We start from the raw sequence: 12387 nt of genomic DNA on the forward strand, positions 1-12387 counted from the left end.
TTCATGGCAGCATTATGCCAGGGAAAATAGCAAAGTCAATTATTTAATGGGAGGGATACCACATGCCACTTATGACACCGGAACAATATGAAGAAAGCTTACGGAAACTCAAGCTTAAAGTCTACCTCCAAGGAGAACTGGTAAGTAATCCGGTTGACCATCCGATCATCCGGCCTTCGATGAATTCAGTCAAAATGACTTACGCACTGGCCCAGGAACCGCAATATGAGGACTTGATGCTGGCTACATCGCATTTGAACGGCAGCAGAATCAACCGCTTCACTCACCTGCACCAAAACAGCGACGACCTGGTGAAAAAAGTAAAAATGCAGCGCCTGCTGGGTCAGAAGACTGCCTCCTGTTTCCAGCGCTGTGTCGGCATGGATGCTATGAACGCTGTTGACAGTGTTACCTTTGAAATGGACCGGAAGCTGGGGACCAATTATCATGAGCGGTTTATCAAATTTCTGACTCGTGTTCAGGACAAGGACTGGACGGTGGACGGCGCCATGACCGATCCTAAAGGTGACCGCAGTCTGTCGCCCAGCAAACAGGCCGATCCTGACCTGTTCGTGCACATTGTGGAAAAACGTGCCGACGGTATTGTGGTCAGCGGTGCCAAAGCCCATCAGACAGGTGCTCTCAATTCCCATGCCATCCTGGTAATGCCCACTATTTCTATGGGCAAGGAGGATGCCGATTACGCCCTGTCTTTTGCCACACCGGTCGACGCCGAGGGGATCTACTATATTTACGGCCGCCAGTCCTGCGACACCCGCAAACTGGAAGGCGGCAGCATCGACGTAGGCAACAGCCAGTTTGGCGGCCATGAAGTGCTGATGGTGTTTGATAACCTGTTTGTGCCCTGGGAAAATGTCTTTATGTGCGGTGAATATGAATTCAGTGGTCTGTTGGTCGAACGTTTTGCCGGCTATCACCGCCAAAGCTACGGCGGCTGCAAGGTAGGCGTCGGCGATGTTCTGATTGGTGCCGTGGCCCTGGCCACCGAGTACAGCGGTTCCAGCAGGGCTTCCCATGTAAAAGACAAGCTGATTGAGATGATTCATCTGAATGAAACGCTGTACGGCTGTGGTATCGCCTGTTCTGCCGAAGGCTGCCCCACTGCGTCCGGCACTTATCTGATCGACTTGCTGCTGGCCAATGTCTGCAAGCAGAATGTTACCCGTTTCCCTTATGAAATTGCCAGGCTGGCCGAAGATCTGGCAGGCGGTCTGATGGTGACCATGCCTTCGGAAAAAGACCTGAGGCACCCGGAAATCGGTAAGGTTGTCGAGAAATACCTCAAAGGAGTTGCCAACGTACCGACAGAGGACCGGATGCGCATACTGCGGCTGATTGAGAATATCACACTGGGAACGGCGGCGGTGGGTTACCGGACAGAATCCATGCACGGCGCCGGTTCACCCCAGGCACAGCGCATCATGATTTCCCGTCAGGGCAATTTGGAGCAGAAGAAAGAACTGGCAAAAGCCATTGCCTGTATCGCCGGCAAATAGGTAGAACCAGCTTGAGCGAGAGCCTGTATGACAAAATAGACGGGGTAATTAGATTCAAGAAGAGGTGTTTGTATGAGAGAGGTTGTAATCGCCAGCGCCGTTCGTACGGCCATCGGCAGTTTTAACGGTGCCTTGGCCAGCATGTCTGCTGCCGATCTGGGAGCTGTCGTGATCCGGGAAGCGCTAAACAGGGCCGGCGTTGCAGGCAATGCAGTGGAAGAAGTGATTATGGGTAATGTGCTGCAGGCCGGTCTTGGCCAGAATCCTGCCCGTCAGGCGGCGGTAAAAGCCGGCATTCCCGCAGAGGTGCCGTCCTATACCGTGAACAAAGTTTGTGGCTCCGGCCTGAAGGCGGTCAATTTGGCCGCCCAGTCTGTCATGCTTGGTGATGGCGACATTTTTGTCGTCGGCGGCATGGAAAGCATGAGCAATGCCCCCTACCTGCTGGACAGCAAGGCCCGCTGGGGTTACCGGATGGGCAATGCTCAACTGGCCGATGTCATGATTACCGACGGCCTTTGGTGCGCTTTCAATGATTACCATATGGGCATTACTGCTGAGAATGTGGCGGCACAATATGGTATCTCCCGGGAAGAGCAGGATACCCTGGCTTTCGAATCGCAGCAGAAGGCTGTCGCAGCTATTGCCGGCGGTGCTTTCTGTGACGAGATTGTGCCGGTTACAATTAAAGGGAAAAAGGGTGACATTGTGGTTGACACCGATGAATACCCCAAGCAGGATACAACCCAGGCCGGGCTCAGCGCCCTGCGGCCGGCTTTCAAAAAGGACGGTACTGTTACAGCCGGTAATGCGTCAGGCATCAATGACGGCGCGGCGGCGTTGGTGGTGATGGCGGCAGATAAGGCCCGGCAACTTGGTATCAAGCCGTTGGCAAAAATTATTGGTTTCGCTTCAGGCGGCGTTGACCCCGCAGTCATGGGCCTTGGCCCGGTGCCGGCGACCCGCAAGGCACTGGCCAAGGCAGGACTTACCATCGACGATATTGACTTGTTTGAAGCCAATGAGGCGTTTGCTGCCCAGTTCCTGGCGGTAGGACGGGAGCTGGGACTGCCCAAAGGCAAAGTGAACGTCAGCGGCGGTGCCATTGCTCTCGGTCATCCTATTGGCGCCAGTGGCGCCCGGATTCTGGTGACACTGCTTCATGCCATGCAGCGGCGGGTAGCTGAGCGGGGCCTGGCGACACTTTGTATTGGCGGCGGCCAGGGGATTGCCACCATTGTTGAGCGGGTGTGATATGTGGAGAAAGGAATGTTGGCAGCGATGAATTTTAACAAAATCCTGATTATCGGTGCAGGACAAATGGGTGCCGGTATCGCGCAAGTCATGGCGCAAAACGGTTTGCAGGTTGTCCTGCGGGATATCAAAGAGGAATATGTGCAAAAGGGAATAAACGGCATTGAAAGGAATTTGGACAAAAGTGTCGCCAAAGGAAAACTCTCTGTTGAAACAAAGACGGCAATTCTGAGCCGCATCAGCGGCACTGTGGAACTAAATGCCGCTGTTTGCGACGTGGACCTGGTCCTGGAAGCCGCTGTGGAAAATATCAATATTAAGCGGGAAATTTTTCAGAGTCTCGACCGGCTATGTCCCGGCCATACCGTCTTTGCCAGCAATACCTCGTCTCTGCCGATTACGGAGCTGGCGGCGCTGACCGGGCGGCCTGACAAGTTCATTGGCATGCATTTCTTCAATCCGGCACCGGTCATGAAGCTGGTGGAAATTATCAACGGACTGGCTACAAGTGAAGCGACTTTTGCCGCCATTGAAGCCTTAGCCCTGGCCTTGGGCAAGGCACCGGTGAGAGTGGCTGATTATCCCGGATTTGTCGGCAACCGGATCATGATGCTGATGATTAACGAAGCGGTTTTTACCCTCATGGAGGGGGTGGCTACGGCGGAAGATATTGACAATGTGGCTAAACTTGGTTTCAGCCATCCGATGGGGCCGCTGGCGCTGGCAGATCTGATCGGCAATGATACGGTGCTGGCGATCATGGAAGTGCTGCATGCAGGCTACCAGGACCCGAAATACCGTCCTTGCCCACTCCTGAAAAAGATGGTGCAGGCCGGCTATCTCGGGCGCAAGACAGGCAAGGGTTTTTTTGATTATCCCCGGCAGTAAGTCTGTGATAAGCAGCATGAAGGCCGGCAGGGTGGTGTGATGACAACACTGTCCGGCTATCCTTACCTGTTGTATGCTGGTTAAAAAGTGAGGAGGGCTCAGTATGGCAGATATAGAGGGTATAAATATACTTTATGAGCAGGACGGCGGCATTGGAATCATTACTGTCAACCGCCCCACAGCACTGAATGCATTGAATAGAGAGACGCTTGCGGAACTGTCGGAACTGCTTGATAAACTGGCAAAAGACCGGAGCGTAAAAACTGTTATCGTGACCGGAGCCGGGGAGAAGGCCTTTGTGGCCGGTGCCGACATTGCAGCCATGCAGCCGATGTCGGCCATTGAAGCCCGTGATTTCAGCCGGTTCGGCCAGGAGGTTTTTGACAAGCTGGAAAATTTGCCTCAGCCGGTGATTGCCGCTATCAATGGCTTTGCCCTGGGTGGCGGCTGCGAACTGGCCCTGGCCTGCGATCTGCGTTTTGCCACAGGCAATGCCAAATTCGGTCAGCCGGAAGTCGGCCTCGGCATACCGCCGGGATTTGGAGGCACGCAGCGCCTGCCACGTCTGGTGGGGAAAGGACGGGCCAAAGAACTGCTATTTTTCGGTGATATGATTGATGCAGAAGAGGCCTATCGCATCGGGCTGGTTAACAAAGTCACTGCTGCCGGTGAACTAATGAATACGGCCAAAGCGGTGGCCGCCCAAATAGCATCGCGCGCTCCTGCTGCCGTCCAGCTATGCAAAACGGCGGTCAATAAAGGCTTGGATGCCACGCTGGCGGTAGGCACAGCCTATGAGGCCGAGGTATTTGGCTTGTGTTTTGCCACAGCTGACCAAAAAGAAGGAATGAGTGCTTTTTTGCAGAAACGTAAACCGCAATTTGCCGGTAATTAGGAGAGGTGACTGTAATTGGGAGGGAACTATGAGGCAGTACCGTGCGAGCATTAAATTTTGCGGCGGCTGCAATCCGCGCATTGACCGGATGCGTTTGGCGGAACAAATCCGCAAGTTCTGCCTGGAGCAGGGGCATGAAGTGATATACAACAGCCTGGATGCCGACCTGATCGTTTTTTTGAGCGGGTGCACCGCCGGTTGCTCCCGGCGCTACAGCCCTCCTGGCAGCACCGTCCCTGTTATCGATGTGAACGCTGACAGTGTGGATGGGATCAGGGTGGAAGAGAACCAACTAGGGCCTTATATTAACGGCAAGATTCCGTTACTGCTTCCCCGTCATTGAGCGGCTTTATATTTTCTGATTGACCAACTAATAGGTGAAAAATCAATATTTAAAAAGGTAAACATTCAACTGGTTGAAAAGCTTGGGTTCAATCTGAAAATCACCCCCAACGTTAGACAGTATGATATACTGAATTAACTTTGGGGGTAATTTTATATTAAAAGAGTCAGTGCTTATTCGTAAGGCGTGAAATACATTGCCGGTCTTTTGATGAGTCACTAGTAAATCAAAATGAATAATTTGACAGGAAAACAAACTTTCCTGTAGAATCAAACCTATAAGTCAATTAGCTGGAATTTGGGGGAATATAGCAAACCGAGAGTGGGGGGACTCATGAGCAAAAGTAAACCGGCTATCGTAAAATCAGCATCGCGAGCTCTGGATATCATCGAATATGTCGTAAAAAATCCAAAGCCGCCTACTTTTAGTGCGATATTAGAGTATATGGATATACCCAAGAGCTCGCTTTCCTATTTGTTGCAAGATCTGCAAAACCGCGATTACCTGCAACTGGACAGTGAAACCAGAGTATACTACCCTGGGCTTAAGCTTATCCAGGTAAGTGCGGCATGTATGAATAACACCAACGTTTCCCGGGAAATATGGCAAGGGGCTAAGATGCTCAGTGATGCGTTAGGGGGAGAAACAGCCCACGCCGCTATTTTAGAAGGACGTTACGCAGTCTATATTGCCAAATGCCAAGGCGTGAAAGATCTTAGCGTAGTAACAAATATAGGCTTCAAAATTCCTGCACATTCGACAGCTGTAGGGAAAGTGCTGTTGTCTTCGTTAAGCGAAGAGGAACTGGAAGCCCGGCTTGCCAACGTTGAACTTGAGCGTTTTACCGAAAAAACAATAGTTTCCTATCAGCAAATCATTGAAGAGCTGAGAAAAACAGCTAAGCAAGGATACGCTATTGACAACCAGGAAATCATCCCTGGTGGAGTTTGTGTGGCTGCTCCGATATATGATAAATCTCATAAAATGATTGCTGCCATAAGCGCAACTGTACCTGCCATGCGCTTAACAGATGAATTGCTGCAGGAGCTTATCCGGAAAGTTAAAGAGTCAGGGGACACTATATCAATGCGTCTGGGAAAGGTATAGGGCCAACTTTATATGCTGATAGAGGAAAACCTTCTGTAAATACCATAAGTTATTTACAGAAGGTTTGTCTTTTACCGGCAAGTTGTCCTGGTTACAAACTGTACTCCCATTTCAAAAGCTTTTGCGCAGTCGGCGGGAAATACCTCTTCGCGTCTTTTGGCTTTATCCGCTTCGCTAAACGCTGTTACGACATACTTGGAATAATCGTCAAACTGGCAGGTATCATAACTGTATAAGGCTTCGCAGGTACCAAACAGTCTTTCCAGTGACATTTCCATTGCCTTCAGGTTCTGGGGATAACCCATGGCCTGCATTCTGTTCTCATCAACATTCATGGTATAAATAAAACCTACAGGGAGCTTGCGGGTGAACAAGGAGGAGTAGGTGGCATCATATACCAGGTAAGGAAAAGCCAGTCGCTCAAGGAAAGAGCGCATTTCACCGGTAACATTGCCAAAATAGATAGGCGAACCCAGCACAATGGCATCGGCGGTTGCCAACTTTTCCAGAACCGGGGTCAAGTCATCTTTCACTGCACATTTCCCATAGCTTTGCCCTCCCTTTCGCTTGCAGGCAAAGCAGCTAATACAGCCTTTGAAGCTCAAATCATACAGATGGATGAGCTCAGTGGCGGCGCCTTGCGAAGCAGCCCCTTCCAGGGCTTTGCCGAGCAGAATGGCGGTATTCCAGTTCTTTCGCGGGCTTCCGTTAATGGCTATGATGTTCATAGGCAGTACCTCCGGATAAATTTTTTTCCGGGGACTCAGTCCCAGGATAAGAGCGGCAGTTGCTTTAACTGGGAATAAAACTCCAGCTGAAGCAAGTCTTACTTTATATTGACCGTCTGCTTTAAATTATATATTATTTTATTTAAATGGAAAATGTGTACATTTAACGAAATAGCGACAGGCACTAGCCAGGATATAGAGTTAGGTAGGTGAGCTACATGCTTCAGGAATTTTTGGCCGATATTGTATTTGTAAACGGAGCAGTATATACTGCCGATGCGCAGGATACCGTCTGTCAGGCGGTGGCTGTCAAGGGCGATAAAATTATTGCTGTTGGCAGTGATGAACAAATCGGCGCTTATGCCGGTGAACATACCGAAAGAATTGATTTGCAGGGCAGGATGCTCATTCCGGGCATGATTGACAGCCACATTCACCCGCCGGGAATTGCCCTTGCAGAGCTTTACGAGGTGCAGTTGTTTGGTATAAACAGTCTGGAAGGATATCTGGAGGCTGTAAAAAACTTTATTGCCCGGAATCCGGGAATTCAAGCAGTGTTTGGCCTGGGGTGGCTGTGGAGTGCTTTTAGCGGCGAAGAGGCGCTTAAAGGGCCGAGGAAAGAGCATCTTGACACTGTGGCACCGGATATCCCTGTAGCTTTGCGGGCCATGGACGGACATAGCTGGTGGCTCAACTCCCGGGCGCTTGCGGTCAGCGGCATAACCCGTGATACTCAGGCGCCTGAAGGCGGGATTATTGAAAAAGACGCCAGCGGCGAACCGTGGGGAATTCTAAAAGAGAGCGCTATCTGGCTTTCATTGCAGCCTTCACACACTCCGGCAGAGTATACCGAAGGCATTTATGCTTTTCAGCGCAAAATGCACAGCCTGGGCATAACCGGTGTCCTTTCGATTATGGGAAGCGCCAGAGAGCCGATTATGCAGGCGTGGGACACATTGGAGCAGCAGGGGAATCTGGCCCTGCATGTACGGGGGGCCGTCATGGTTCAACCCCGGGAGCCCTTGCAGGCTCAGTTTGCGGTTATTGACCAGATTAAAGAACAATATCATTCTCCTAACTTTCAAATAACGACAGCCAAGTTTTTTGCCGACGGGGTTGTTGAGGGAGTAACCAGTTATTTGTTAACCCCCTATGCTCAGGCGGCGGGAAAAGGCAGCGACTACTGTGGTGAGTTTTTATGGGACCAGGACAGGCTTAATGAGGCATTTTGTCTGGCCAATCAACGCGGACTGCAAATTCATGTACATTCAACCGGCGATGCGGCAACACGCCAGGTGCTGGATAGTTTTGCCGCAATTCGCAGCCAGGTTCCGGCAGGTGATTTTCGCAATACCATTACCCATCTGCAGCTTGTTGATCAAGCCGATATACCCAGATTTAAAGAACTGCAGGTCATTGCCAGCGTGCAGCCTTATTGGCATTTCAAAAGCCCCAACTGGTGGAAGTATGTTGATTACCGGATTCTGGGTGAGCGGGCAGAGTATGAATATCCGCTGCGTTCCTTTTTAGACCAGGGCGTAATCATAGCCTCTTCTTCCGATTATTCGATCACGCCTGTACCTAATCCCCTGTTTGCCATTGAGACCGGGGTTACCCGCAATATGTACAGCGGTCCCGCTTTGGGTGTAGAGGATATTACCGATATGGATGATGCACGGTATTTGCTAAATAAAGCAGAACGTCTGCCGGTAACGGAAATGATAAAAAGTTTTACCATCAATGGCGCCTACACTTTATTTATTGAGCAGCAAACCGGTTCGGTGGAAGTGGACAAACAGGCCGACCTGGTGGTCCTTGACCGGGATTTGCTGTCAATCAATCCTGTTGATATTGACAAAGTCAAGGTAGATATGACCTTCTTTGCCGGAAAACTGGTATACAGCAGATAGTGGGACAAGGAACCTGTCCCCGCGTCCCTTGCGGGTTATTGCACCGGTTGTCTCTCTGGTGTAAAATAATAACTGGAATGAGGAACCCAGACATTGCCAAATTCTGATTAACTAAATCATTGGAGGTAGTCATTTATGAAAATAATTGTCAATACCGATAAAGCTCCTGCTGCTATCGGCCCCTATTCCCAGGCGATTAAAGCGGGCGGCCTTTTGTTCATCTCAGGCCAGTTGCCGGTTAATCCGGCTGACGGCACTATGCCAGCCAAAGTAGAAGACCAGGCCAAGCAATCGCTGGAAAATGTAGCAGCTATTTTACAAGCTGCCGGTCTTTCTACAACAGATGTTGTCAAAACAACCGTTTACATCAAAGACATGAATGACTTTGCGGCAATTAATGCTGTGTATGCCCAATATTTTACCAAAGACTTTCCGGCCCGTGCCTGCGTTGAAGTAGCCCGCCTGCCGAAAGATGCGTTGGTTGAAGTAGAAGCAATTGCTTTGTGCAAAGCAGAATAAATATAAATAATACTTTAGCAAAAGGCGCTAATCAGCTAGATTAGCGCCTTTTCGTCCGGTTGGAGCTGTTTTACACTTTAAATTTCACTACAATGGCCCTAAGCTCTTCTGCCGTTTTTGCCAGGTATTGGCTGGATAACGTTATTTCATCTATATGGAAAATATGGATGAGGTGCTAGAAAATACAATTAAAATAATGAAGTTTTTAGATTATTCGAGACTGAATTTCCACAGCATTCAAGTAATTCAAATAAATTTTGGGACAAGGGACCTGTCCCCGCGTCCCAAATCTCCTGCTGCTGAGATGGTGGCGGGGGATTTTTTTTGCCTATTTGCAGGGACTTTGGCTGGTGTCAGCCGGGCTGCTTATTTTGCCGGGAAAATATTTGATAACATAAGGCAGGATTTTAGCAAAAAAGGTAGAAAAATACCGGAGTTTTGAATATAGTACAGCACTGGTTTTTTACATTGAGCAGGGCAATAGCAGAAAGGTTGGGTTTATCATCAGGTTGGTAAGTTGGAATGAATTTTTTGGGGAGTTACAGCAGGATTGCAAGCTATTTGTTTTCATTCTTGCTGTTTTTTGTCTGTTTCGCGTGAGTTTTATTGTGGTTATGCACTCCTTTCTGAGTGATGCCGTGACAATGAAAGATTTTTTGGCCGCGATGTATTACGGTTTTCGCATCAGTCTGAAAAGCGCCGGGTTGCTTGTTTTGCTGCCCATGGTCTGCTCTACCGGCCTGAGGCTGTTTATCTCCTGGAAGCGGCTAAGTCATATCCGGCTTTATCTGGGCGGAGCCTATGTTGTTATCCTTAGCTTTTTATTTCATGCCCGCATTCCCTACTATCAGGAGTTCCGTATGGCGTTTAACCAGTTATTGTTCAATACGCTGCGTGACGATGTCACGGCGATAGCCTATACCGTTATCGAGCAATATAATCTGCCTGTCAGACTGCTCTTGGCCGGTGCCACGGCCTTTTTTCTCTGTAAGCTGCTCAGGCGCTGGTTGTCAGCCAAAACCTACTCTTTTCCCCGGCTGTCCCAGTGGTATCTGAATATCGCCCTCCGCGCCGCCCTGCTTATCGTTATTTATCAACTGACTATTTTTGTCCGCTTCGGCGGTACGATGACCTATGCCTATAATATTGACTGGGAGAATTCGGGGGTAACGAAGGACCAACTGCTGAATGAAGCCATCTTAGATGATGTGCAGGCACTGTACCGGGCATATGTCCTGCATGAACGGGTTTCTGCCTCTACCGGCCTGGATATGGAGCCGGGGAGGCTGGTCGACTATGGCAGCTATCTGGCTGAGCGCCCGGTACAATCAACCAATGTTGATGATTTCTTACGCAAAAAAGTGATAATGGGCACCGACTCGCCGCCCCGCCATGTCTTTCTGATTATTGCCGAGAGCTATGCTGCCTGGCCATTATTGCCGCAATATGACAAGCTTAATCTTGCCGGCGGTCTGAAAGGTATTATTGCACAAGACGACGCGGCGTTTTCGCCGAATATGCTGCCTAACGGCATGAGTACCATTTCCGGGGTTATGGGAGTAGTTACCGGTTTGGCTGAAGCCAACTTGTATCTGAATTATTTGCCGGAGTCCTACAAAGAGCCTTATAGTACCGCGTTGGCGCCCCAGCTGAAACGGCTGGGCTATACGGCCGATTTTTGGTATTCCGGGCCTGCCTCCTGGGAAAAGATCAGGGATTTTTCCCTGGCGCAGGGCTTTGACGCCTTCTACGGCATGGGCGACTTTACCAGCGACGGCGGCAATGTCTGGGGCTGTGACGACCGTGATCTGTATAAAGCCGTGCTTGAGCGTGTTACTGACAGCCAGCCGGGTTTGCATGTGGTGCTTACCGTGTCCAATCATTCACCTTACACCGTCGATTTGGCAGGCGAGGGTTTTGAGCCTACCCTTGTAACCGCCGGACTGCCGGAAAAGTTAAAAGATGACCCGGAATTTATCAAAAAGCTGGGGCATTTTTGGTATGCCGACAAAATGCTGGCTCAATTTGTAACAGAAGCCAGGCGCAAATATCCTGACAGTTTGTTTGTTATTGTCGGCGACCACGCCGACAGGCTGAACGTGGAGGCCAATCCGCCGCTGTTTGAGCGCTATGCCATTCCCTTAGTCCTGTATGGCAAAGGAGTTACCAGGGAAAGTCTGCCGGAAAATGCCGCCGGCAGTCACATCAATCTGGCACCCACCCTGCTGGAGCTTGTTGCGCCTGCCGGTTTCGAATATTATTCGGTAGGGCGCAGTTTAACCAATGGCAATGACTTTGGCATGAATTACGGCTTTTGGATTACCGCCGGACACATGGGAAAAGCCGATACCGACTATAATGAAGCCCACTCGCCGCGGCAGGGGCAGCAGCCGCCGCCACAGCATAAAATCCGCCAGGAAATTGATGCCGCCCGGGCCATCTCCTGGTGGCGGATAAAGTTTGGGAAAACCCTGCAAACCGGGACGGCCGCAGAGCACAATTGAAGATACGGCAGACGCAGGTCACTCTGTGGCGGCGTACCCGCCGATTCACTTATTCCAGCTAATATGGTATACTAATATCTGGATAGTAAAATAGGAAGCGAGTGAGACTTGTGAAGAAGTATGCAGTAACTTTTGCGATGTTGGTGACATTTTTACTGTTGTTTACGGTTGGCTGTGCCGGCAGCAATACCGGTTCACCGAAACCGGCAGAGCCCGCCCCTAAGGTGCCGGCAGCCACAAACCAGAAGAACAGTAGTGCCTTGTTCGAAACCTCTAAAGGCAATTTCCGCTTGGAACTGTTTGAGGATAAGGCGCCGCAGACCACCCAGAATTTTATTACCCTGGTGAATAAGGGCTTCTATGATGGGTTGATTTTTCACCGCGTTATCGATAATTTTATGATCCAGGGCGGTGATCCGAAAGGCAACGGTACCGGTGGTCCCGGCTATAAAATTCCCGATGAATTCCACCGCGATCTCAGGCATGACGAAGGGGTTATTTCCATGGCAAATGCCGGACCGAATACCGGCGGTTCCCAGTTTTTCATTACCCTGACAGCCACGCCGTGGCTTGATAACAAACATGCCGTCTTTGGCAAAGTCATTGAGGGAATGGACGTTGTTCACGCCATTGGCAAGGTCAAGACAGGTTCCCAGGATAAGCCGGTAGAAGATGTTGTGATTAAAAAGATTACCATTGAAGCCGCCAAGTAAACCCGTTTC

General features: G+C 50.1%; 12 protein-coding genes. 11 read left to right on the forward strand and 1 reads right to left on the reverse strand.

Annotated features, from left to right (window positions below; translation table 11 throughout):
* Positions 1-62 precede the first annotated feature (62 nt).
* The 6 genes from GT1_RS05310 (at position 63) to GT1_RS05335 (ending at position 6004) form a co-directional block, all read left to right on the forward strand.
* Positions 63-1517, forward strand: coding sequence for a 4-hydroxyphenylacetate 3-hydroxylase family protein (locus tag GT1_RS05310; protein ID WP_188397851.1), 1455 nt, complete (start codon positions 63-65; stop codon positions 1515-1517).
* 72 nt (positions 1518-1589) lie between these two features.
* Positions 1590-2771: an acetyl-CoA C-acetyltransferase gene (locus GT1_RS05315; RefSeq protein WP_188397852.1), complete on the forward strand. Its 1182-nt coding sequence runs from the start codon at positions 1590-1592 to the stop codon at positions 2769-2771.
* 27 nt (positions 2772-2798) lie between these two features.
* Positions 2799-3659: a 3-hydroxybutyryl-CoA dehydrogenase gene (locus GT1_RS05320; RefSeq protein WP_188397916.1), complete on the forward strand. Its 861-nt coding sequence runs from the start codon at positions 2799-2801 to the stop codon at positions 3657-3659.
* A 103-nt stretch (positions 3660-3762) separates the two neighbouring features.
* On the forward strand, positions 3763-4554 hold the full coding sequence (locus GT1_RS05325; RefSeq protein ID WP_188397853.1) for an enoyl-CoA hydratase-related protein: 792 nt from the start codon (positions 3763-3765) through the stop codon (positions 4552-4554).
* 28 nt (positions 4555-4582) lie between these two features.
* Positions 4583-4897, forward strand: coding sequence for a hypothetical protein (locus tag GT1_RS05330; protein WP_188397854.1), 315 nt, complete (start codon positions 4583-4585; stop codon positions 4895-4897).
* A 333-nt stretch (positions 4898-5230) separates the two neighbouring features.
* Positions 5231-6004, forward strand: a complete 774-nt coding sequence (locus GT1_RS05335; RefSeq protein ID WP_188397855.1) for an IclR family transcriptional regulator — start codon at positions 5231-5233, stop codon at positions 6002-6004.
* A 71-nt stretch (positions 6005-6075) separates the two neighbouring features.
* Here GT1_RS05335 and GT1_RS05340 read toward each other — a convergent pair whose 3' ends face one another.
* Positions 6076-6732: a flavodoxin family protein gene (locus GT1_RS05340; protein ID WP_188397856.1), complete on the reverse strand. Its 657-nt coding sequence runs from the start codon at positions 6730-6732 to the stop codon at positions 6076-6078.
* Between the two features lie 218 nt (positions 6733-6950).
* Here GT1_RS05340 and GT1_RS05345 point away from each other — a divergent pair, with 218 nt between their 5' ends.
* The 5 genes from GT1_RS05345 (at position 6951) to GT1_RS05365 (ending at position 12378) form a co-directional block, all read left to right on the forward strand.
* Complete coding sequence (locus GT1_RS05345; protein WP_188397917.1) at positions 6951-8642, forward strand: amidohydrolase; 1692 nt, start codon at positions 6951-6953, stop codon at positions 8640-8642.
* Positions 8643-8777: 135 nt separating this feature from the next.
* Positions 8778-9161, forward strand: a complete 384-nt coding sequence (locus GT1_RS05350; protein ID WP_188397857.1) for a RidA family protein — start codon at positions 8778-8780, stop codon at positions 9159-9161.
* A 154-nt stretch (positions 9162-9315) separates the two neighbouring features.
* Entirely contained in the window at positions 9316-9603 is a 288-nt protein-coding gene (locus tag GT1_RS05355; protein WP_188397858.1) for a hypothetical protein, read from the forward strand.
* 202 nt (positions 9604-9805) lie between these two features.
* The gene (locus GT1_RS05360) at positions 9806-11665 is read left to right on the forward strand and encodes an LTA synthase family protein (RefSeq protein WP_223226066.1); all 1860 of its coding nucleotides are present in this window, start codon (positions 9806-9808) and stop codon (positions 11663-11665) included.
* A 137-nt stretch (positions 11666-11802) separates the two neighbouring features.
* On the forward strand, positions 11803-12378 hold the full coding sequence (locus GT1_RS05365; protein WP_188397919.1) for a peptidylprolyl isomerase: 576 nt from the start codon (positions 11803-11805) through the stop codon (positions 12376-12378).
* The last annotated feature ends 9 nt before the right edge of the window (positions 12379-12387 follow it).

Origin of the sequence: Sporomusa sp. GT1 (assembly GCF_014634905.1) — a bacterium.
Classification (GTDB): Bacteria; Bacillota; Negativicutes; order Sporomusales; family Sporomusaceae; genus Sporomusa; species Sporomusa sphaeroides.